This is a genomic window from Thauera butanivorans (genome assembly GCF_048398245.1).
GTDB lineage: Bacteria > Pseudomonadota > Gammaproteobacteria > Burkholderiales > Rhodocyclaceae > Thauera > Thauera butanivorans.
Window position 1 is genome coordinate 2,883,911 of record NZ_CP183038.1, and the last position, 23,784, is coordinate 2,907,694.

At 63.7% G+C, this 23,784-nt stretch carries 10 protein-coding genes, 2 tRNA genes, 3 rRNA genes and 1 riboswitch; of the genes, 6 read left to right on the plus strand and 9 right to left on the minus strand.

Going from position 1 to position 23,784, the window contains the following annotated elements; genetic code table 11:
* Positions 1–34: 34 nt before the first annotated feature.
* Positions 35–3,970 (minus strand): phosphoribosylformylglycinamidine synthase, encoded by a 3,936-nt coding sequence (purL, locus tag ACNQFN_RS13990; RefSeq protein ID WP_068639579.1) that lies wholly within the window; start codon positions 3,968–3,970, stop codon positions 35–37.
* Positions 3,971–4,193: 223 nt separating this feature from the next.
* Here purL and ACNQFN_RS13995 point away from each other — a divergent pair, with 223 nt between their 5' ends.
* Positions 4,194–4,643, plus strand: coding sequence for a MaoC family dehydratase (locus tag ACNQFN_RS13995; protein WP_068639578.1), 450 nt, complete (start codon positions 4,194–4,196; stop codon positions 4,641–4,643).
* Positions 4,644–4,946: 303 nt separating this feature from the next.
* Here the strand turns inward: ACNQFN_RS13995 and rrf are convergent.
* The 5 genes from rrf to ACNQFN_RS14020 form a co-directional block, all read right to left on the minus strand.
* Positions 4,947–5,060 (minus strand): 5S ribosomal RNA (gene rrf / locus ACNQFN_RS14000).
* A 114-nt stretch (positions 5,061–5,174) separates the two neighbouring features.
* Positions 5,175–8,221: ribosomal RNA gene (locus ACNQFN_RS14005) — 23S ribosomal RNA — on the minus strand.
* A gap of 250 nt (positions 8,222–8,471) precedes the next feature.
* Positions 8,472–8,547, minus strand: a tRNA-Ala gene (locus ACNQFN_RS14010).
* A gap of 41 nt (positions 8,548–8,588) precedes the next feature.
* Positions 8,589–8,665, minus strand: a tRNA-Ile gene (locus ACNQFN_RS14015).
* An 81-nt stretch (positions 8,666–8,746) separates the two neighbouring features.
* Positions 8,747–10,282, minus strand: a 16S ribosomal RNA gene (locus ACNQFN_RS14020).
* The 16S, 23S and 5S rRNA genes sit together here with 2 tRNA genes alongside, the layout of an rRNA operon.
* A 737-nt stretch (positions 10,283–11,019) precedes the next feature.
* Positions 11,020–11,108, plus strand: a riboswitch (glycine riboswitch).
* A 233-nt stretch (positions 11,109–11,341) separates the two neighbouring features.
* On the opposite strand from ACNQFN_RS14020, the gene gcvT reads away from it, so the two are divergent.
* The 5 genes from gcvT to ACNQFN_RS14045 all read left to right on the plus strand — a co-directional run bounded on the left by gcvT (position 11,342) and on the right by ACNQFN_RS14045 (position 20,804).
* Positions 11,342–12,433 carry a glycine cleavage system aminomethyltransferase GcvT gene (gene gcvT / locus ACNQFN_RS14025; RefSeq protein ID WP_068639259.1) on the plus strand — a complete coding sequence of 364 codons (1,092 nt, stop codon included), beginning with the start codon at positions 11,342–11,344 and terminating at the stop codon, positions 12,431–12,433.
* Between the two features lie 75 nt (positions 12,434–12,508).
* Positions 12,509–12,895, plus strand: coding sequence for a glycine cleavage system protein GcvH (gene gcvH / locus ACNQFN_RS14030; protein ID WP_068639260.1), 387 nt, complete (start codon positions 12,509–12,511; stop codon positions 12,893–12,895).
* Positions 12,896–12,924: 29 nt separating this feature from the next.
* On the plus strand, positions 12,925–15,819 hold the full coding sequence (gcvP, locus tag ACNQFN_RS14035; protein WP_068639261.1) for an aminomethyl-transferring glycine dehydrogenase: 2,895 nt from the start codon (positions 12,925–12,927) through the stop codon (positions 15,817–15,819).
* A gap of 115 nt (positions 15,820–15,934) precedes the next feature.
* A complete protein-coding gene (locus ACNQFN_RS14040) occupies positions 15,935–17,587 on the plus strand; it encodes a beta-1,6-glucan synthase (RefSeq protein ID WP_418646804.1) in 1,653 nt (550 codons plus the stop codon).
* A 601-nt stretch (positions 17,588–18,188) separates the two neighbouring features.
* On the plus strand, positions 18,189–20,804 hold the full coding sequence (locus tag ACNQFN_RS14045) for a glycosyltransferase (protein WP_068639263.1): 2,616 nt from the start codon (positions 18,189–18,191) through the stop codon (positions 20,802–20,804).
* 69 nt (positions 20,805–20,873) lie between these two features.
* Here the strand turns inward: ACNQFN_RS14045 and ACNQFN_RS14050 are convergent, their stop codons facing one another.
* The 3 genes from ACNQFN_RS14050 to kdsB all read right to left on the minus strand — a co-directional run bounded on the left by ACNQFN_RS14050 (position 20,874) and on the right by kdsB (position 23,778).
* Complete coding sequence (locus tag ACNQFN_RS14050) at positions 20,874–22,136, minus strand: 6-phosphofructokinase (protein ID WP_418646805.1); 1,263 nt, start codon at positions 22,134–22,136, stop codon at positions 20,874–20,876.
* Positions 22,137–22,221: 85 nt separating this feature from the next.
* Positions 22,222–22,875, minus strand: a complete 654-nt coding sequence (gene adk, locus ACNQFN_RS14055) for an adenylate kinase (protein WP_068639265.1) — start codon at positions 22,873–22,875, stop codon at positions 22,222–22,224.
* Positions 22,876–22,974: 99 nt separating this feature from the next.
* Positions 22,975–23,778 (minus strand): 3-deoxy-manno-octulosonate cytidylyltransferase, encoded by an 804-nt coding sequence (gene kdsB / locus ACNQFN_RS14060; protein WP_418646806.1) that lies wholly within the window; start codon positions 23,776–23,778, stop codon positions 22,975–22,977.
* Positions 23,779–23,784: the final 6 nt, after the last annotated feature.

Genomic DNA, 23,784 nt, shown 5'->3' on the forward strand with positions numbered 1-23,784 from the left:
GCAATACAGGGCCGGCAGGATCACCTCCGGAGAATCACCCCAGCCACACCCTCGCATTGCGGAACATGCGCAGCCAGGGCGAGGCATCCGGGCTCTCCTCCACCAGCCAGCGCGGCGCCCAGGACATCTGCAAGGTCCGCGCCGTGCGTTCGGGGTGGGGCATCATGATGGTGAACCGTCCGTCCGCCGTGGTAAAACCGGTCGCACCGCCCGCCGAGCCGTTCGGATTCGAAGGGTAGCGCTCGGTGGGCGAGCCATGACGATCAATATATCGCATTGCCATCAAGGCGGCTGTGCGATCCTGCTCGCTCGCGAACACGGTCCGGCCTTCGCCGTGGCTGACGACGATCGGCATGCGGCTGCCCGCCATGCCCTTGAACAGGATCGACGGACTGTCGGTGATTTCCACCATGACGAAGCGGGCTTCGAACTGTTCGCTGCGGTTGCGGTGGAAGGTCGGCCAGTTTTCGGCCCCCGGGATGATCGGCGCCAGATGGCCCATCATCTGGCAGCCGTTGCAGACGCCGAGTGCGAAGGTATCGTTGCGGCGGAAGAAAGCTTCGAATTCGTCGCGCAGACGGTTGTTGAACAGGATGGACTTGGCCCAGCCCTGCCCCGCGCCCAGCACGTCGCCGTACGAGAAACCGCCGCAGGCCGCCAGCCCGTGGAAGCCGGCCAGATCGGCCCGCCCGGCCTGCAGCTCGGACATGTGCACATCGACCGGCACAAAGCCCGCCCGCTCCAGTGCGGCAGCCATTTCCAGCTGTGAATTGACCCCCTGCTCGCGCAGCACCGCGACTTTCGGCCGCACGCCGCTGGCGATGAAGGGAGCGGCGACGTTCTCCTTGACGTCGAAGCTCAGCGACACCGACAGACCGGGATCGGTGGCATCGGCCAGATCTTCGAACTCCTGGCGGACCGACTCCGGATCGTCGCGCAGCATCGCGATGCGATGGCTGGTCTCCGACCAGGCCTGCAACAGCTCGACGCGGCTGGCGGCGAACACCAGCTTGGCGCTGCGGCGCAGGCGGATCTCGTCCATCGCGTTCGGCTCACCGATGAAGTGGTAAGCGAGCCCTGCCGAGCGCAGCAGTTCGGTGACGCGCGAGCGATCGTCGCGGCGGATCTGCACCACCGCACCGAGCTCCTCGGCGAACAGGGCGGCGAACAGGCGATCGTCGAAACGGCCCTTGAGCGTGTCGGGCTTCTTCTCCAGCCCATCGACGTCGTTCATGTAAGGGTCGTAGCAGACGGTGTCGAGCACCAGCGACAGGCCGCACTTGGCTGCGAAAGCCATTTCGCAGACGGCAGCGAACAGCCCGCCGTCGGAACGGTCGTGGTAGGCCAGCAGCAGATCGTCCCCACGCAGGCGCTGGATGGCCTCGAAGAAGGCCTTGAGCTGTACCGGATCGACGTCCGGCGCATGCTCGCCGACCGAGCCGTAGGCCTGGGCGAAAGCCGAGCCGCCAAGGCGATTCAGGCCGTTGCCGAGGTCGATCAGCAGCAGTTCGGTGTCGACGCCTTCGGGCAGCTGCAGTTGCGGCGTGAGCGTGTTGCGGATGTCGCGCACCGGCGCGAAGGCGGTAGCGATCAGCGACAGCGGCGCGACCACCTGCTTGTCCTCGCCTGCGTCCTGCCAGGCGGTGCGCATCGACAGCGAATCCTTGCCGACCGGGATCGACACGCCCGCCGTGATGCAGAAATCGGACACGGCCTTGACCGTGTCGTACAGCCTGGCATCCTCGCCGCGATAGCCGGCCGCCGCCATCCAGTTGGCCGACAGCTTGACGTCGCCGAGCTTGTCGATGTCGGCGGCGGCGATGTTGGTGATCGCCTCGCCGATCGCCATGCGGCCCGAGGCCGGCGCATCGACGCAGGCCAGCGGCGTGCGCTCGCCCATCGCGAAGGCTTCGCCGCGATAGCCCTGGAAGCTCATCGCGGTGACCGCCACGTCGGCCACCGGCACCTGCCAGGGGCCGACGAACTGGTCGCGCGCGGTCAGGCCGCCGACCGAGCGGTCGCCGATGGTGATCAGGAAGCTCTTGCTGGCGACCGCCGGCATTCGCAGCACGCGCAGGCCGGCTTCCTTCAGGTCGAAGCCGGTGGTGTCGAAAGGCGGCAGATGGACGGCGCGGCGCGATACCTTGCGCGTCATCTTCGGCGGCTTGCCGAGCAGCACCTTCATGTCCATGTCGACCGGCTTGTTGCCGAAATGGCGGTCGGAGACGGTGAGATGGCCATCGGCGGCCGCCGTGCCGAGCACCGCGAAGGGGCAGCGCTCGCGTTCGCAGAAAGCCTGGAACATCGGCAGGCTTTCGGGCGCGATCGCCAGCACGTAGCGTTCCTGGGATTCGTTCGACCATATCTCGCGCGGGCTCATGCCCGGCTCCTCGATATGCACTTCGCGCAGCTCGAAGTGCGCACCGAGGCCGGCGTGGTCGGCCAGTTCCGGCATCGCGTTCGACAGTCCGCCGGCACCGACGTCATGAATGGCGATGATCGGATTGTTGTCGCCCTGCTGCCAGCAGGCGTCGATCACTTCCTGGCAGCGGCGCTGGATCTCCGGGTTGCCGCGCTGCACCGAGGCGAAATCGAGGTCAGCAGTGTTGGTGCCGGTCGCCATCGACGATGCCGCACCGCCGCCGAGGCCGATCAGCATGCCCGGGCCGCCGAGCTGGATCAGCAGGGTGCCGGGCGGGAAAGTCGGCTTTTCCGACTGCCGGGCCTGGATGCTGCCGAGGCCGCCCGCGATCATGATCGGTTTGTGGTAGCCGCGCACCTCGCCTTCGACTTCCTGCTCGAAGGTGCGGAAATAGCCCGCCAGGTTCGGACGGCCGAATTCGTTGTTGAAGGCGGCGGCGCCGATCGGCCCCTCGATCATGATGTCGAGCGCGGAGGCGATGCGGTCGGGCTTGCCGTAGGCCTTTTCCCAAGGCTGGCCGAACTCCGGGATGTTCAGGTTGGACACGGTGAAGCCCGCCAGCCCGGCCTTGGGCCGCGAACCGCGCCCGGTCGCGCCTTCGTCGCGGATCTCGCCCCCGGCGCCGGTCGCCGCTCCGGGGAAGGGCGAAATCGCCGTCGGGTGGTTGTGCGTCTCGACCTTGGCGAGGATGTGGGTCTCTTCCTCGTGGTAGCGGAAGGCCCTGTCCGCATCCGGATACAGTCGCGCGATGCGGGCGCCCTCGATGATCGAGGCATTGTCCGAATAGGCGACCACCGTGCCTTCGGGATGGGCCTTGTGCGTGTCCTTGATCATGCCGAACAGGGATTTCTCCATCGGCCGCGCATCGATCACCCAGTCGGCGTTGAAGATCTTGTGCCGGCAGTGCTCCGAATTGGCCTGCGCGAACATCATCAGCTCGACGTCGGTCGGGTTGCGTCCCATGCGGCCGAAGTTGTCGACGAGGTAGTCGACCTCGTCCTCCGACAGCGCGAGTCCGAGTTCCCCGTTCGCCTTCTCCAGCGCCTCGCGCCCACCGGCGAGAATATCGACCGAGGTCAGCGGCTGCGGCTCGTAGTGGTGGAAGAGCGCTTCGGCCTCATCCACGGTCTTCAATACCGACTCGGTCATGCGGTCGTGCAGCAGCGGCAGCAGCGCGGCGCTGTCTTCCGCGCCGCGGACATCGATGGTGTAGGCAATGCCGCGCTCTATCCGCACGATCTGGCTGAAGCCGCACTGGCGAGCGATGTCGGTCGCTTTCGACGACCAGGGCGAAATCGTGCCCAGCCGCGGCACGACCAGCTTCAGAACACCCGTCGGCAGTGCCGGCGTCGCGGGACGCGCATCGAGCAGATCGGCCAGGCGTTCCTGCTCCTCGTTCGACAGCGGCGCCGAGATCTCGACGAAATACCAGTGCTCCGCGACAATGGCCTTGAGCCTGGGCTGAAGCTCGGCGACAGCCCTTGAAAGACGTTCCAGACGAGAGGAGGACAGCGCCAGGGCACCGCGTAGCTTGAGGATCGAAGTCATGTTCTTCATGGAGAGGAAGCGTGGACGAACGGCAGGCAGCCACTCGATATCGAGCCCCGGATTATACCTGAGGCACCGAAGCTCTCCGGGCCGCGAGCGCCCTTTGCGCGCAAGCTCCACGGCAGGATGCTTCATTCATGTCCTGGGCAATCAGATCGGCTATATTGACGTCTCCCGGCGTCACCTACCTGGACGCAGCGATCATTTCAACAGGAACTGGAACATGAGCGACAACACCCGGAATTTCGACGAACTGTACGGCTACCGCTTCGAGGATCTCAGTGTTGGCCAATCCGCCTCGATGTCCCGCACCGTCACGGAGGCAGACATCCTGCTGTTTGCCGGCGTGTCGGGTGACACCAACCCCGTCCATCTGGACGAGGAATTCGCTTCGAGCACGATGTTCGGCGGCCGTATCGCGCACGGCATGCTTTCCGCCGGCCTGATCTCCGCCGTCTTCGGCACCCGCCTGCCCGGCCCGGGCTGCATCTACCTGTCGCAGAATCTGAAGTTCAAGGCACCGGTGAAGATCGGCCAGACCGTCGTTGCCCGTGTGACCGTGAAGGAGCTCAAGGCGGAAAAGCGCCGGGCCGTGTTTTCGACGGTCTGCACCTGCGGCGATACGGTCGTCATCGACGGCGAAGCAGAGCTGCTGATTCCCGCCCGCAATTGAGCATGAAAAGCGGGGACGCCGAATATCGACGTCCCCGTGTCAGTCGGTGAACGGCAGGCCTGGCCTGCCGAACGACTCAATCAGTGCCCTGCCCCAGCAGCCCGCCATTCACCTTTTCGCCGTACAGGTTCACGCCGTCGTCGGCGTGATAGTGCAACCCGACCATCCATTTCCATTGCCGATGGCGCCGAAATGGATTGAGATTGCCGCTGCTCCGCGTTTTCCCGTGCAACCAAGTACACGCGGATTGACGCAAAAAGCCCGAATACCTTGTGGCATTCGGGCGTTGTTGCGCATGGATTAGTCTGACGATGACCTACTTTCACGAGGGCGTGCCTCACTATCATCGGCGCGTTTGCGTTTCACGGTCCTGTTCGGGATGGGCAGGGGTGGTTCCACAAAGCTCTGGTCGTCAGACTGTGACTTGTTGCCTGCGCGTGCTGTCGGGCAGCGTGAGCGCGGGCCAAAGTGAGAAGAAGTGCGTGTGAGTTGTGTGATGTGCAACGAGTTCTAGTGTGCATTCAAGGTTATAGGATCAAGCCACACGGGCAATTAGTATCGGTTAGCTCAACGTGTTGCCACGCTTCCACACCCGACCTATCAACGTTGTGGTCTTCAACGACCCTTCAGGGGGCTCGGGGCCCCGGGGAAGTCTCATCTTGAGGCGAGTTTCCCGCTTAGATGCTTTCAGCGGTTATCTCTTCCGCACATAGCTACCCGGCGATGCGACTGGCGTCACAACCGGTACACCAGGGGTGCGTCCACTCCGGTCCTCTCGTACTAGGAGCAGGCCCTCTCAAACTTCCAGCGCCCACGGCAGATAGGGACCAAACTGTCTCACGACGTTTTAAACCCAGCTCACGTACCACTTTAAATGGCGAACAGCCATACCCTTGGGACCGACTACAGCCCCAGGATGTGATGAGCCGACATCGAGGTGCCAAACTCCGCCGTCGATGTGAACTCTTGGGCGGAATCAGCCTGTTATCCCCAGAGTACCTTTTATCCGTTGAGCGATGGCCCTTCCATACAGAACCACCGGATCACTATGACCTGCTTTCGCACCTGCTCGACGTGTGGGTCTCGCAGTCAAGCCACCTTTTGCCATTGCACTATCAGTACGATGTCCGACCGTACCTAGGTGACCTTCGTACTCCTCCGTTACCTTTTGGGAGGAGACCGCCCCAGTCAAACTGCCCACCATGCACGGTCCCCGACCTGGATTCACAGGCCTGGGTTAGAACCTCGACGACACCAGGGTGGTATTTCAAGGATGGCTCCACCGGAACTGGCGTCCCGGTTTCATAGCCTCCCACCTATCCTACACAAGTCCCGTCAAAGTCCAATGCAAAGCTACAGTAAAGGTTCATGGGGTCTTTCCGTCTAGCCGCGGGGAGATTGCATCTTCACAAACATTTCAACTTCGCTGAGTCTCAGGAGGAGACAGTGTGGCCATCGTTACGCCATTCGTGCAGGTCGGAACTTACCCGACAAGGAATTTCGCTACCTTAGGACCGTTATAGTTACGGCCGCCGTTTACCGGGGCTTCGATCAAGAGCTTGCACCCCATCACTTAACCTTCCGGCACCGGGCAGGCGTCACACCGTATACGTCCACTTTCGTGTTTGCACAGTGCTGTGTTTTTAATAAACAGTCGCAGCCACCGATTCTCTGCGGCCCCTTCGCCCTTCGGATGTGCTCCTACAAGCTAACGGGGCATACCTTCTCCCGAAGTTACGGTATCAATTTGCCGAGTTCCTTCTCCTGAGTTCTCTCAAGCGCCTGGGTATTCTCTACCAGCCCACCTGTGTCGGTTTGCGGTACGGTCGATTCTAGACTGAAGCTTAGAGGCTTTTCCTGGAAGCAGGGTATCAGTTGCTTCGGCTCCTAAGAGCCTCGTTATCACGCCTGAGCTCAGCCCGGCGGATTTGCCTACCGGGCACGCCTACACGCTTGAACCACCTATTCCAACAGATGGCCAACCTAACCTTCTCCGTCCCCCCATCGCATCTAGAACCGGTACGGGAATATTGACCCGTTTCCCATCGACTACGCATTTCTGCCTCGCCTTAGGGGCCGACTCACCCTGCGCCGATGAACGTTGCGCAGGAAACCTTGGGCTTACGGCGAGGGTGCTTTTCACACCCTTTATCGCTACTCATGTCAGCATTCGCACTTCCGATACCTCCAGCATCCCTTACGAGACACCTTCGCAGGCCTACGGAACGCTCCCCTACCACGTGTCAAAGACACATCCGCAGCTTCGGTTCATGGCTTGAGCCCCGTTACATCTTCCGCGCAGGACGACTCGACTAGTGAGCTATTACGCTTTCTTTAAAGGGTGGCTGCTTCTAAGCCAACCTCCTAGCTGTCTATGCCTTCCCACCTCGTTTGCCACTTAGCCATGCATTTGGGACCTTAGCTGGCGGTCTGGGTTGTTTCCCTCTTGACACCGGACGTTAGCACCCGATGTCTGTCTGCCGTATATCACTTTGCGGTATTCGGAGTTTGCTATCGCGGGGTAGATCGCAGTGACCCCCCCAACGATTACAGTGCTCTACCCCCGCAAGTGTCCGTACGACGCACTACCTAAATAGTTTTCGGGGAGAACCAGCTATTTCCGGATTTGTTTAGCCTTTCACCCCTATCCACAGCTCATCCCCTAACTTTTCAACGTTAGTGGGTTCGGACCTCCAGTGCGTGTTACCGCACCTTCATCCTGGCCATGGATAGATCATCCGGTTTCGGGTCTACGCCCAGCAACTACGACGCCCTTATCAGACTCGCTTTCGCTACGCCTCCCCTATTCGGTTAAGCTCGCTACTGAACGTAAGTCGCTGACCCATTATACAAAAGGTACGCAGTCACCCCTGCACGATGGACTCTCGACGAGTCCATCGTGCAGGGGCGCCTTTCGTCTCGCTACGCGAGCCGAAGTCACCTTCTACACTGATGAACTCATCAGGATCTATTTCATCTTTGAGTTCTTTTGAGTCGCGCTGCGCGCGCCTCGAAAGAACCGAAAGCCCATTGTGCAGGGGCTCCCACTGTTTGTATGCATGCGGTTTCAGGATCTATTTCACTCCCCTCCCGGGGTTCTTTTCGCCTTTCCCTCACGGTACTGGTTCACTATCGGTCGATCACGAGTATTTAGCCTTGGAGGATGGTCCCCCCATCTTCAGACAGGATTTCTCGTGTCCCGCCCTACTTGTCGCACGCTCAGACCCGCCACCGGCTTTTCGCATACGGGACTATCACCCTGTATCGTCGGACTTTCCAGACCGTTTTGCTGAGCTGATGGTTTAGTCGTGCAGGCTACTCCGCGTTCGCTCGCCACTACTTGCGGAATCTCGGTTGATTTCTGTTCCTGCGGCTACTTAGATGTTTCAGTTCGCCGCGTTCGCCTCCTCTGGCCTATGTATTGAGCCAGGGATGACCCTTGCGGGCCGGGTTTCCCCATTCGGACATCGTGGGATCAAAGCTCTATTGCCAGCTCCCCCACGCTTTTCGCAGGCTTACACGTCCTTCATCGCCTGTGATCGCCAAGGCATCCACCACATGCACTTAGTCGCTTGATCCTATAACCTTGGTGCCTCCAAAGAAGCACCCCGTCACAGGTCGAACTCGTTTGTGCGGTCCAGACTGTGCTGACAACGCAGCCTGAACCAATGCAATCACACAACTGCAGTACGCACCGGCTACAGTACGCACTGCACTTCTTCCACTTTGTTAAAGAGCAAACCTCAAACCGGCTTCTCGCCGATCAAGAAGTCAGAGATGAGACCTGAGCCCAAACCCCATCTCTGACTTCCCGAAACACGCATGACCTGGTGGAGCTGGTCGGGATCGAACCGACGACCTACGGCTTGCAAAGCCGCCGCTCTCCCAGCTGAGCTACAGCCCCCTTGTCTTCATCAACCAAGCCATCAAGCAACCCTGACATCCTGGTGGGTCTGGTTGGGTTCGAACCAACGACCCCCGCCTTATCAAGACGGTGCTCTAACCAGCTGAGCTACAGACCCTCTTCTCATGCACCTTCGAGGCTCTTCGCCTGAACAACCGATAAGTTGTGGATACTTGGCCGCTGCGGCCCTCTTCTCTTGAAAGGAGGTGATCCAGCCGCACCTTCCGATACGGCTACCTTGTTACGACTTCACCCCAGTCATGAATCTCACCGTGGTAAGCGCCCTCCCGAAGGTTAAGCTACCTACTTCTGGTGAAACCCACTCCCATGGTGTGACGGGCGGTGTGTACAAGACCCGGGAACGTATTCACCGCAGCATGCTGATCTGCGATTACTAGCGATTCCGACTTCACGTAGTCGAGTTGCAGACTACGATCCGGACTACGATCGGCTTTTTGGGATTGGCTCCACCTCGCGGCTTGGCAACCCTCTGTACCGACCATTGTATGACGTGTGAAGCCCTACCCATAAGGGCCATGAGGACTTGACGTCATCCCCACCTTCCTCCGGTTTGTCACCGGCAGTCTCACTAGAGTGCCCAACCAAATGATGGCAACTAGTGACAAGGGTTGCGCTCGTTGCGGGACTTAACCCAACATCTCACGACACGAGCTGACGACAGCCATGCAGCACCTGTGTCCAGGCTCCCGAAGGCACGCTCGCCTCTCAGCAAGCTTCCTGGCATGTCAAGGGTAGGTAAGGTTTTTCGCGTTGCATCGAATTAATCCACATCATCCACCGCTTGTGCGGGTCCCCGTCAATTCCTTTGAGTTTTAACCTTGCGGCCGTACTCCCCAGGCGGTCGACTTCACGCGTTAGCTGCGTCACTCAGTGCATTGCTGCTCCGAACGACTAGTCGACATCGTTTAGGGCGTGGACTACCAGGGTATCTAATCCTGTTTGCTCCCCACGCTTTCGTGCATGAGCGTCAGTACAGGCCCAGGGGGCTGCCTTCGCCATCGGTGTTCCTCCACATCTCTACGCATTTCACTGCTACACGTGGAATTCCACCCCCCTCTGCCGTACTCTAGCCTGCCAGTCACAAGCGCAGTTCCCAGGTTAAGCCCGGGGATTTCACGCCTGTCTTGGCAAACCGCCTGCGCACGCTTTACGCCCAGTAATTCCGATTAACGCTCGCACCCTACGTATTACCGCGGCTGCTGGCACGTAGTTAGCCGGTGCTTCTTAGTCCGGTACCGTCATCCACATCCTATGTTAGAGAATGCGATTTCTTCCCGGCCGAAAGAGCTTTACAACCCGAAGGCCTTCTTCACTCACGCGGCATGGCTGGATCAGGGTTGCCCCCATTGTCCAAAATTCCCCACTGCTGCCTCCCGTAGGAGTCTGGGCCGTGTCTCAGTCCCAGTGTGGCGGATCATCCTCTCAGACCCGCTACAGATCGTCGCCTAGGTGGGCCTTTACCCCACCTACTAGCTAATCTGACATCGGCCGCTCCAATCGCGCGAGGCCCGAAGGTCCCCCGCTTTCTCCCTCAGGACGTATGCGGTATTAGCACATCTTTCGATGTGTTATCCCCCACGACTGGGTACGTTCCGATGCATTACTCACCCGTTCGCCACTCGCCGCCAGGCCGAAGCCCGCGCTGCCGTTCGACTTGCATGTGTAAAGCATGCCGCCAGCGTTCAATCTGAGCCAGGATCAAACTCTTAAGTTCAATCCTACAAAGTACTCAAAATACTGACTTGCAGTATGAGCACCCAATCATTGTGAAACCGTGGCACAACGCCACTGGACCACAACCACCAAGCACCCACACTTATCGGTTGTTCAAGTTGTTAAAGATTCGTGCCGTCAGCACAGAAGCGAAATTATGATCAACAAACAAAACCTTGTCAACCTCCCGAACCGCTTCCCAAAAAACACAATCACGGAAAACGCCGGAAAAACCTCACCCCCAATACCGCCGCAAACCCCGCCGCACCCGCCAAACAACCACCGGCGCCGCGAGAAAGATCGGCATTATAGACAACAAAAATAAACCGTCAAGGCAAAACTTCAACAGAAATACTGATCAGCCCATGAAACAGAAAACACACCAATCCATGAACAAGCAATCCGCTCGCCCGCCCCCCAGGCACGCAGGCCCGTCACGCCGCCACTACGCCGCAGACACCACCGCCAGCCTGAACCACAGCGCGTAAAGCGACGGCACGAACAACAGCACAAGTAGGATGGGTAGAGCCTAGCGAAACCCATCATTTGCGGGGCGCAGAGGTGATGGGCTTCGCCTGCGGCTCCACCCATCCTACGGCTGCCGTCAGAAACCCTGGCCGCCCGCGTAGTTCTCGAAGTACTGAAGGCCTCGGCTGTCGAGAGATGTCTTCGGAAACCCCGTCCAGGCGTCGCGGCTCATCGAGGTGCTCACGATTCACCAACGATGTGTTATCGTCCGCGCGACACGCGGGAGAGAACTCCCGACTTGGAGTCGCCGAAGGCGCAACCCCCCGGAACCGCTCAGGCAAAAGGACCGCGTGCGAAGTGCAAGTCTGGAGAGCGGTGCGGACGCCCGACGGCGTGACGCACCCACCGAAGGGGCACCGTCCGGGTCTTTGCCGCGCTCAGCGTCCAGGAACATCTATCTACTATCTATATATAGATGCGTTCGGCGCAGCGGCTCAGGGCGAAATCTCTCAGGTACAAGGGACAGATGGGGCGAATCCGGCAAATTGGCCGCGTTCGCCCTTTTTCGTTCACGACTACCGGAGCCGCAACGATGAGCACCTCTTCCAGGCACACCCCGCTCCACGCAACCCATGTCGCCGCCGGCGCACGCATGGTCGACTTCGCCGGCTGGGACATGCCGGTCAACTATGGCTCGCAGATCGAAGAGCACCACGCGGTACGCCGCGATGCGGGCATGTTCGACGTATCGCACATGCTGGCGCTCGATCTGAGCGGTCCTGATGCAACACCTTTCCTGCGCGGCTTGCTTGCAAACGACGTCGCCAAGCTGAGCAACCCGGGCAAGGCGTTGTACTCCTGCATGCTCAACGAACAGGGCGGCGTCATCGACGACCTGATCGTCTACCGCTTCGGCACCGACGACTATCGCATCGTCGTCAACGCCGGCACCGCCGACAAGGACGTCGCCTGGATGCGCACACGCATCGCCGGCACCGGCGCCAACGTGACGCTAGCCAGCAGGCGCGACCTGGCGATGATCGCAATCCAGGGCCCGCAGGCGATCGAACGCGCCCGCAGCGCGATTCCCGAACTTTCCGCGGGACAGGAGATTCCCTCGCCGTTCAGTGCGATTCGCGCTGGCGAACTGCTGATCGCACGCACCGGCTACACCGGCGAAGACGGTCTCGAAATCACCCTGCCGGCAAGCCGCGCGGAAAGCATGTGGCAAGCTCTCGCCGCCGCTGGCGTGAAGCCCTGCGGCCTGGGCGCGCGGGACACACTGCGCCTGGAAGCCGGCATGAATCTGTATGGGCAGGACATGGACGAAAGCGTTTCGCCGCTGGATTCCGGCCTGTCCTGGACCGTCGACCTGAAGGACGAAAACCGCGACTTCGTCGGCCGCGCCGCGCTGGAAGCCGCGCCTGCCAGCCGCCGCCTGATCGGCCTGATCCTCGAGGACAAGGGTGTGCTGCGCGCCCACATGAAGGTCTTCACCGCCGCAGGCGAAGGCGAAACCACCAGCGGCAGCTTTTCGCCGACGCTCGAACGCTCCATCGGCTTCGTCCGCGTCCCGCTTGCGACGCAGGCAGGCGAAGACGCCGAAGTCGAGATCCGCGGCAAACGGCTGAAGGCCCGCACCGTCAAGCTTCCCTTCGTGCGCAACGGCAAGCCGCTCGTCTGAGCATACACGCATCATTCCACAGGGCCGGCCGCCAGACCGCCGGCCCTTCATTCGATCCAGTCCGGAGAGTCCATCATGAGCAACATCCCCAACGAACTGAAGTACACCAAGTCCCACGAATGGATCCGCGTCGAAGACGACGGCAGCCTGACCATCGGCGTCACCGACCACGCCCAGGAGGCGCTGGGTGACGTCGTCTTCCTCGAGTTGCCTGAAGCCGGCCGCAGCGTGAACGCGGGCGAAGCATGTGCCGTGATCGAATCCGTCAAGGCTGCTTCCGACATCTACGCACCCGTCGCCGGCGAAATCATCGCCGCCAACCAGGACGTGGCCGATGCACCCGAAAGCGTCAATGCCGACGCCTACGCCAACTGGCTGTTCAAGCTCCAGCCGGCCAATGCCGCCGATATCGATGCCCTGATGGACGCTGCCGGCTACGCCGCCGAAATCGCCCAGGCCTGAACGCCCACGCCCGAGTTTTCCAACCGACCATGACCGATTCCCTGCTTTCTGCTCCGCTTGCCCGGCTGGAGCAGCACGATGCCTTCATCCATCGCCATCTCGGACCGAACGCCGACGAGGTCGCACGCATGTGCGCGACACTCGGCGTCGGCAATCTCGACACCCTGATCGAGCAGACCGTCCCTGCGGATATCCGCCTCGAATCGCCGCTGCCACTCGCCGCGGCGACGCCGGAGCACGAGGCGCTCGCCAGGCTGAAGGCTATCGCCGGCCGCAACGTCGTTAACAAGTCCATGATCGGCATGGGCTATTACGGCACGCACACGCCGGCGGTGATCCTGCGCAACGTCATGGAAAACCCGGGCTGGTACACCGCCTACACCCCCTACCAGGCCGAAATCTCGCAAGGCCGCCTCGAAGCCCTGCTGACCTACCAGCAGATGGTGATCGACCTCACCGGACTGGAACTGGCCAACGCCTCGCTGCTGGACGAGGCCACCGCTGCCGCCGAAGCGATGACGATGGCACGCCGGGTGTCGAAGTCCAAATCGAACGCCTTCTTCATCGACAAAGCCTGCTTCCCGCAGACGATCGACGTGGTCCGCACCCGCGCCCACTATTTCGGCTATGAACTGGTGTTCGGCAAGGCGGAAGATGCCGCCATGCACGAGGTATTCGGCGCGCTGCTGCAGTACCCGAACGCCCACGGCGAAGTCACGGATCTGAGCGAAACCATCGCTGCAGCCAAGGCCAAAGGTACCGTCGTTGCCGTCGCCTCGGACCTGATGGCACTGGTGCTGCTCAGAAGCCCGGGCGCCATGGGCGCGGACATCGCGCTCGGCTCGGCGCAGCGCTTCGGCGTACCGATGGGCTTCGGCGGCCCGCACGCCGCATTCTTCGCCACCCGCGAAGCCCATGTGCGCTCGATGCCGGGCCGCATCATCGGCGTCTCGAAGGACGCCCGCGGCAAGACCGCACTGCGCATGGCGCTGCAGACACGCGAACAGCACATCCGCCGCGAGAAGGCGAACTCCAACATCTGCACCTCCCAGGTACTGCTCGCCAACATGGCCGGCTTCTACGCCGTCTATCACGGCCCGCAGGGGCTGCGCACCATCGCCGCGCGCATCCACCGCTTCGCCGCGATGCTCGCCACCGGCCTGCGCGATGCCGGTTTCGATGCCGGCAGCGATGCCTTCTTCGACACTCTCGAAGTCGACACCGGCCCGCGCACTGCGGCCATTGCCGACGCCGCGCTTGCCGCCGGCTACAACCTGCGCCAGGTATCCGCTACCCGCCTCGGCCTGTCGGTCGACGAAACCACCACCCGCGAGGACATCGCCGCAGTGTTGAGCTGCTTCGGCGCCATCGCCGACATCGATGCGCTCGATGCGCGCGTGGCCCGGGCCGGCGGCAAGCTGCCGCCGGCGCTGCTGCGCGACGATGCGGTCCTGTCGCATCCGGTGTTCAACACCCACCACACCGAGCACGAGATGCTGCGCCATCTGAAGAAGCTGCAGAATCGCGACCTCGCGCTCGACCATTCGATGATCTCGCTCGGCTCGTGCACGATGAAGCTCAACGCCACCAGCGAGATGATCCCGGTGACCTGGCCCGAGTTCGCCAACCTGCACCCCTTTGCGCCGCGCGAGCAGGCTGCGGGCTATCTCGAGATGATCGAAGGCCTGGCCGACCACCTGCGTGCCATCACCGGCCTCCCGGCGGTCTGCATGCAGCCCAACTCCGGCGCCCAGGGCGAATACGCCGGCCTGGTGGCGATCGCGCGCTACCACGCCAGCCGCGGCGATGCGCAGCGCACGGTCTGCCTGATCCCGCGCTCGGCCCACGGCACCAACCCCGCCACCGCGCAGATGTGCGGCATGCAGGTGGTCGTCGTCGATTGCGACGACAACGGCAACGTCGATGTCGCCGACCTGAAGGCGAAGGCGGAGCAGCACGCCGCCAGGCTCGCCGCGCTGATGATCACCTACCCCTCGACCCACGGCGTGTTCGAGGAGTCGATCCGCGAGATCTGCGCAGTCGTCCATGCCCACGGCGGCCAGGTCTACATGGACGGCGCCAACCTCAATGCCCAGGTCGGCTTGACCTCGCCCGCCACGATCGGCGCCGACGTCACCCACATGAACCTGCACAAGACCTTCTGCATCCCGCACGGCGGCGGCGGGCCGGGCATGGGGCCGATCGCGCTGGCGGCACACCTTGCGCCCTTCATGGCCGACCACGTCGTGCAGCCGACCGGCGACGCCGGACGGGCCAATCTCGGCCAGGGCGCCGTTTCCGCCGCCCCCTTCGGCTCGGCCAGCATCCTGCCGATCTCGTGGATGTACATCACGATGATGGGCGGCGAAGGGCTGAAGCGTGCCACCGAGGTGGCGATCCTCAACGCCAACTATCTCGCCGCGCGGCTGCAGCAGCACTACCCGGTGCTCTACACCGGCAGCCAGGGCCGCGTCGCCCACGAGTGCATCCTCGACATCCGCCCGATCAAGGCGGCGACCGGCATCAGCGAGGTCGACATCGCCAAGCGCCTGATGGACTACGGCTTCCACGCGCCGACGATGTCCTTCCCGGTGGCCGGCACCATCATGGTCGAGCCGACCGAGTCGGAAGACCTGCACGAACTGGAGCGCTTCGCCGACGCGATGATCGCGATCCGCGAGGAAATCCGCCAGCTCGAGAACGGTACCTGGCCGGCGGACGACAATCCGCTGAAGAACGCGCCGCACACCCAGGCCGATTTCGTCGGCGAATGGTCGCGCCCGTACTCGCGCGAACAGGCGGTGTTCCCGCTGCCCTGGGTGGCGGAAAACAAGTTCTGGCCCAGCGTCAATCGCATCGACGACGTCTATGGCGACCGCAACCTGTTCTGCGCCTGCGTGCCGATGAGCGACTACGAAAGCTGAGTCCGGTAGAATCCGCTGCTGTCGCACCGAAGCCACGCCTCGCCTGGGGCGTGGCTTCTTTTTTCCCGGCAAGCCGTTTCACTCTCCTCCGCCCGCCTCTGCAGACCGATCCGCCATGCCGACGCTCCACGATGACCGCAAGCCCCTCTGGCTCGCCCTGCTGCTTTGCCACCTGGCCCTGCTCGCCGGCCTGCTCGCATGGGCCGGCTGGCAGACCCGCCCGGTGGACATGCACGATCTTCGCCTGGCCGATGGCGAAAAGCTGAAGTGCGTCTCCTACGCCCCCTACCACCGTCCCAGGCAGACCCCCTTCGATCCGGACCTGCGCATTTCCCGCGAGCAGATCCATGCCGACCTCGGCGCCCTGGCCAAGATCACCGACTGCGTGCGCCTGTATTCGGTCAATCAGGGGTTGGAACAGGTACCCGAGGTCGCGCGTGAAGTCGGCATCCAGGTGCTGCTCGGCGCCTGGATCGGCTACGACCGGGACATGAACGCTGCCGAACTCGACCGCGCAATCGGGCTTGCCAATGCCAACACCGACGTCGTCCGCGCCCTGATCGTCGGCAACGAAGTGCTGCTGCGCCGCGAGCGCAGCGAAGACGAAATGCGCGCGCTGATCCGCGAAGCCAGGGCGCGCGCCAAGGTACCGGTCACCTACGCCGACGTCTGGGAGTTCTGGACGCGGCATGACAGCCTGGCGCAGGAAGTCGATTTCGTCACCGTCCACATCCTGCCCTTCTGGGAGGACGAGCCGGTCGACATCGCAGATGCGCTCGAACACGTCGCCGCAACCCGCAGGCACGTCGGCGAACACTTCGCCGGCAAGCACGTCCTGATCGGCGAGACCGGCTGGCCGAGCCAGGGGCGCCAGCGCGAGGAATCGCGTCCGTCACAGGTGAACCAGGCGCGATATGTAAGGGAATTCGTCCACCAGGCGCATGCGCAGGGCTGGGACTACAACCTGATCGAAGCCATCGACCAGCCCTGGAAACGCCGGCTCGAAGGCACGGTGGGCGGCTTCTGGGGCATGCTCGACGCCTCGACGCTGGAGCCGAAATTTCCGTTCGCCGGCCCGGTGGCCGAGCGTTCGGGGCTGGCCAGCGTCATCGCCGGCCTCGCCGCCGGCGCGGCGGCAGGCCTGCTGCTCGGCCTCGGCACTGCCTGGGGCGGCCCCCTGCGGCGGGCCGCGCTGATCGTCCTCGGCGCCACCACCGGCCTCATCGCCGTGCTCCATGCCGAGCACGCACGCCTCGCCTACCGGGATGCGCTCGAATGGATGGTACTCGGCGCTGTCGCGCTGCTCGGTGTCCTGCTCGCCACAAGCTTCGCCGCATGGCGCGGCTCCGCCATCCCCAGCGCCGAACAGGCATGGCGGACGCTGCGCCGGACTCCCGCCGGCTACTGGCCGGACGGCGCGCTCGGCCTGCTGCGCGGCCTGCTGCTGTTCGCCGCCGCCATCGCCGCGCTGCTGCTGTTCGTCGATCCCCGCTATCGCGACTTCCCGACCCTGCTCTATCTCGCTCCCGCAGCCTTGCTCGGTGTGCTCGGCTGGACGCAGGCTGCGCACGGCCGCGCCGAGCGCATCTGCGCGGCAATCATCGCAATCTCGGTGATCGGGCGCTGGTCAAGCGAGCCGGCCAATCCCCAAGCCGTCGCCTGGCTGGCCACCGGCCTCGTCCTTGCCACCCCTCTCCTTGCCACCCCTCTCCTTGCCCTGCCCCTTCTCGCCCGCTCGCTGTCCGGGGCGGGCAAGCACCAGCAGTGACAGCAGGCTGCCGACCGCGGCCGGATCATGGCTGTACAGCACCAGCCCGGCCAGCCCGCTCAGCCAGCCGGCCCAAGCCAGCCAGCGCCGGCCCAGCACGAAGGCCAGGCCACCGCAGGCAAGGCTGAACCAGCCCATGCGCTGATGCAGGAAACTCTCCACCAGAACCGTCTTGAACAGGCACAAGCCGCCGTGCGCATCGGGCAGGGTGCAGTCGCGCGGCAGCAGCCCGTTTTCCAGCAGGCCATGGCGCACCCCCCAGGCCGAAGCCAGCACCAGCAGGGCCGAAAGCAGGATTGCTGCAACACCATATTTGCCCGAATTATTCCATTCCATCCCGCCTTTTCCTTGTAAATCAGACCTTCGGCAACGATATCGCACGATGTTGCAAATTGGCACTGGATGTGGCTCGTAAGCAGCTGAAAGCGTGCATAGAATGCCGGCACCGAGCATCTGCAACAGAATCTTCGGTTGTCTGCCGAAATCGTTTGCGCAGTGCAGCAATTCTTTCAGCAGGCCCACGCAACCGCGCAGGCCTTTCCGTTTTGTCAGCGTTTTACCCGTTTTCCGGCGTCATCTCCACGCCGCTCAGGATTCGAACATGAAACAGGCCGCCTCGCTCCTCTATCGCATCGCGATCGCACTTGCCATCGCCGCGGGCGTCGCCTTCCTCCAGCACTGGATCTGGCAGCAGTTCAACCGCGGCGCCGAGTTCATCAGCACCAACCAGAGCATCAAGGGCTTCGCCTACAACGGCTTCCAGCGCGACCAGAGTCCGCTGAAGGGCACTTACCCGACGACGGAAGAGCTCGCCGCCGACCTCGACCTGCTCGCCCGCACATCCGACGGCCTGCGCACCTACGGCGTCACCGACATGCCGGTCCTGCTGACGCTCGCCGGCGAGCGCGACATGAACGTCACCGCCGGCGCCTGGCTGGACCCCGACCTGGAAAAGAACGAACGCGAGATCACGGCGCTGATCGAAGCCGCGCGCAAGATGCGCCACGTCGAGCGCCTGATGGTCGGCAACGAATCCATCCTGCGCGGCGACCTCAAGCCCGAAGACGTCATCGGCTACCTCGACCGCGTGCGCAAGGCCGTGCGCAAGCCGGTGTCGACCGCCGAACCCTGGCACGTCTGGCTGCGCTATCCGGAACTGGTCGAACACGTCGACTACATCACCGTCCACCTGCTGCCCTACCACGAGGGCGTACCGGTGGAGGCCGCTGTCGACTACGCTTTCGAACGCTACGACGAACTGGCCAGGACCTTCCCGCGCAAGAAAATCGTGGTCGGCGAAATCGGCTGGCCGAGCAAGGGGCCGACGCTGGGCGCCGCCATTCCTTCGCTCGACAACGAGGCGCGCTTCATCCGCGAGTTCCTCGCCCATCCGCGCACCGCGCGCATCGACTACTTCCTGATGGAAGCGATCGACCAGCCCTGGAAAGTCGATGTCGAAGGCTGGGCCGGCCCCTACTGGGGCATGTACAACGCCGACCGCGAACAGAAGTTCGCCCTCGAGGGTATCGTCGAACGCGATCCGCACTGGTCGAAGAAGGCCATGAATGCCGCGGCACTCGCCTTCCTGCCGATGTTCCTGGTGGCCTTCTTCCTGTCCGACTGGAACGTCTTCGGCCGCGTCTTCCTTGCCGGCCTGATCCAGGCCTGCGTATCGACGCTGATCGTCGGCCTCAACGTGCCGGTCGACTACTATCTCACCCAGCGTGACCTCATCGGCCTCGGCCTGCTGATCGGCGCCACCATCCTCACCGCCGCGGTGCTGCTGTCGCACGGCTTCGAGTTCGGCGAGATGCTGTTCAAGAAGCAGTGGCAGCGCCGCTTCATGCCGCTGCCGCCGCACGCCCCGGACCAGCAGCCCTTCGTCTCGGTGCACCTGGCCTGTTACAACGAGCCGCCCGAGATGGTGATCGCCACCATCGACAGCCTGGCCAAACTGAACTACCAAAACTTCGAGGTGCTGATCCTCGACAACAACACCCGCGACGAGGCGCTGTGGAAGCCACTGGAAAAGCGCTGCGCCGAACTCGGCCCGCGCTTCCGCTTCTTCCATCTCGCCAACTGGCCCGGCTTCAAGGCCGGCGCGCTGAACTACGGCCTCAAGGTCACCGACCCGCGCGCCGAAGTGGTCGGCGTCGTCGATGCCGACTACGTCGTCGATCCGGACTGGCTGGCCAGCCTGATCCCGCACTTCGACAAGCCCGACGTCGCCGTCGTGCAGGCGCCCCAGGCCCACCGCGACTGGGAAGGCCAGCCTTTCAAGCGCATGTGCAACTGGGAGTTCGACGGCTTCTTCCGCATCGGCATGCACCACCGCAACGAGCGCAACGCGCTGATCCAGCACGGCACCATGACGCTGGTGCGCCGCCTCGCGCTCGAGGAAGTCGGCGGCTGGTCCGAATGGTGCATCTGCGAAGACACCGAGCTCGGCCTGCGCCTGATCGAAAAGGGCTACGACACCCGCTACGTGGACCACGTCCTCGGCCGCGGCCTGACACCGTCGGGCTTTGCCGCGATCAAGAGCCAGCGCTTCCGCTGGGCCTTCGGCGCGATGCAGATCCTCAAGGCCCACCTGCCGCACATGATCGGCCGCAGCAAGCTCAACCTGGCACAGCGCTATCACTTCCTGACCGGCTGGTTCGCCTGGCTGGGCGATGCGCTGCAACTGGTGTTCGCCTTCGGCAGCCTGCTGTGGACGCTCGGCATCCTGCTGTTCCCGAAGGCCTTCGGCCTGCCGGTGACGGCGCTGGCGCTGCCCATCCTCGGTTTCATGGCCTTCAAGGCCGCGCTCGGCCCGATCCTGTACCGCCGCACCATGGACTGTCCGTGGAAGGACATTCTCGGCGCCTCGATCCTGTCGGTGGGCCTCGCGCACGCGATCGCCCGCGGCGTGTTCGCCGGCCTGGTCAAGAAGAAGGGCGTGTTCGTCGTCACCCCCAAGGGCTGGCGCGGCGGCGGCGCACTCGCCTTCTTCAACCCGATCCGCGAGGAAATCGGCATGCTGGTGGCGCTGCTGCTCGGTGCCGTCACGCTGGTCGCCCAGCGCGGCGCCGACAACCTCGAGACGCAGCTGTGGGTCGGTATCCTGTGCCTGCAGTGCATCCCCTACCTCGCTGCGATCCTGTGCCAGATCGCGGCCTACATGCCGGAGCGCCCGGTCGCGGCCAGCAAGCCCGACGCGCTGCCCGCCGGCGCCTGAACCCCCGCCTCCGGACGGCTCAGCAGGCGCCGGAAGCCGGCGCGGACCTGCGTCGGCAAAGCGTGATGGCTACGCCTGCCACGGCGGCAGCCGCCGCGCGACAGGCTGCAAGGCGAGCGCGCCGTAATCGGGCAGGCCACCCGCGGTGGGCTGCGGCACCTCGCCCTCGATCAGCGGCCGGATGTAGTCGCGGGCCGCCGCGGTGACGTGCAGGCCGTCGGTACGCATGAAGGCCACCGGCAGCGTGCGCTCCAGGTTGGCGATGGCGGCAGCGTCCTCGGTGCCGACTTCCCAGCGATAAGGCGCTTCGCCGAGCCGCCGGATCGCCGGAAAGCAGCCATTGCGCCCGTCGAGCGCCATCTCGACCGCTGCCCGCCCGACCGCCAGCGCCTGCTCGCGGTCCACCGCCGACAGCCAGTGTCCGCCGGCGCGCTGCAGATAGTCGGGTATCGCCCAATGGAACTTGTAGCCCAGGCGCTCGTGGATCATGCGCGCGATGGCCGAGCCCGCACCCCCCAGTTGCACATAGCCGCCTTCACGCGATTTCTCGACGATGGGGCTGCCATCGGCACGACGGATGCCCTCGGCGACCGTGATCGTGCAGTAGCCCAGGCGCTCGGTGACGCGCCGGACTTCGGCCAGGAAAACCTCCTCGTCGAAGCCCGCTTCCGGCACCAGCACGATGTGCGGCGGCGCATCGGCGTCGCCGCCGGCGGCCAGCGCGGTCGCCGCTGCGAGCCAGCCGGTGTTGCGCCCCATCACTTCCATCACGAACACGCTGCCCCGGCTGCCGGCCATGGAGCGGATGTCCAGCCCGGCCTCCAGCATCGAGGTCGCCAGATACTTCGCTGCCGAGCCGAAGCCCGGGCAGCAGTCGGTGCCGACGATGTCGTTGTCCACCGTCTTCGGCGCGCCGATGCAGACCAGCGGATAGCCGCGTTGCTGCGCCGCATCGCGCAGACGCCCGACCACGTCCATCGAGCCGTTGCCGCCGTTGTAGATGAAATGGCCGATGTCGTGCGCGGCGAAGACTTCGAACAATCTGTCCATCACCCGCCTGCCGTCCGCCGTAGCGGTTTGCGGCAAATCGAAACGGCAGGAGCCGAATACCCCGCCCGGACGCAGCGACAGGCGCTGCAGCGCCGCTTCGTCGAGCGCGGCGGTCTCGATCAGGTCTTCCGCCAGCACGCCGAGAATGCCGCGATGGGCGGCCAGGACCTTGCCGATGCGTTCCGGATGAGCCCGTGCGGCACCGATCACCGCACTGGCCGTGGCGTTGATGACGGCGGTGACGCCGCCGGAATGAGCGTAGAGAAGATTCGATCGCGCCATGATGGAAGCCGCCAGGCCTGAATCAGCAAAACGAAACGGCCGGCCCCACCACGGGAGCCGGCCGTCAGGAATGTGGATTGCGCGCTTACTTCAGCGCTTCGAACGCACGCGCGGTGATGTCCTCGACCGCACCCAGGCCTTCGATCTTGCGCACCTTGGGCGCCTTGGCGTCGCCCGAAGCCGCCCACTTGCCGTAGTACTCGACCAGCGGCTTGGTCTGGGCGTGGTAGACGTCGAGGCGCTTCTTGACCGTCTCTTCCTTGTCATCGTCGCGCTGCACCAGGTCTTCGCCGGTGACGTCATCCTTGCCTTCGACTTTGGGCGGGTTGTACTTGACGTGGTAGGTGCGGCCCGACGCCAGGTGGGCGCGGCGCCCGCTCATGCGCTCGACGATCTCGCTGTCGGGCACGTCGATTTCGAGCACGAAGTCGATCGGCACGCCGGCGTCCTTCATCGCATCGGCCTGCGGAATGGTGCGCGGGAAACCGTCGAACATGTAGCCGGCCTGACAGTCGGGTTGCTGCAGGCGATCCTTGACCAGGCCGATGATGATGTCGTCCGACACCAAGCCGCCCGCGTCCATCACCTTCTTGGCCTCGATGCCGAGCGGCGTGCCGGCCTTGACCGCGGCGCGCAGCATGTCACCGGTCGAAATCTGCGGAATGCCGAACTTCTCCTTGATGAAGTTGGCCTGCGTACCCTTGCCCGCTCCCGGCGGCCCCAACAGAATCAGTCGCATACACCCTCCCGACGAAAAGAATATCGGCCGTGCGGCACGGCCACTTGTTTGTACTGTTTATGCGAAACCCTGCGAAATTAACCGACACATGGCCGGCGGTCAAACCCCTTCGATGCGAAACGACTGCCTGACGCGCGCCAGATCCTCCGGCGTATCGACGCCGGCAGCCGGCGCCACCGCCAGCTCGAGCACGCGGATACGGTAGCCGTGCCACAGCGCGCGCAGCTGTTCCAGCGCCTCCCAGTGCTCGATCGGCGAAGGCGCCAGACCGGCATAGCGGCGCAGGAAGCCCACGCGGTAGGCATACAGGCCGACGTGGCGCAGCATCGGCAGGCCTTCGGGCAAGAGACCATCGGGCAAGGCATCGCGGCCGGCGGCGAAGGCATCGCGCGCCCAGGGAATCGGCGCGCGCGAAAAATACAGCGCACGGCCGGCGGCATCGCACACCACCTTGACCACATTGGGGTTGAAAGCCTCCTCCGCGCCGGCCAGCGCATGCGCCGCGGTGGCGATCGCGGCGTCGGCATCACCGGCCAGCGCAACAGCCACCGCCGAAACGATGGCGGGATCGATCAGCGGCTCGTCGCCCTGCACATTGACGACGATGTCCTCGTCGCCCCAGCCGCGCTGCATCGCCACTTCGGCCAGGCGGTCGGTGCCGCTGGGATGGTCGGCACGCGTCATCACCACCTCGCCGCCGGCGGCCAGCACCGCGTCGCGGACGCCTTCGTGGTCGGTCGCCACCCACACTTCCTGCGCGCCGGCGGCACGCACGCGTTCGAGCACGCGCACGATCATCGGCTTGCCGCAGATGTCCGCCAGCGGCTTGCCCGGCAGGCGGGTCGACGCATGGCGCGCCGGAATCACGATGCGGAAAGGCGTTGTCAGCCCGGGCGTTGCCATCTCGGC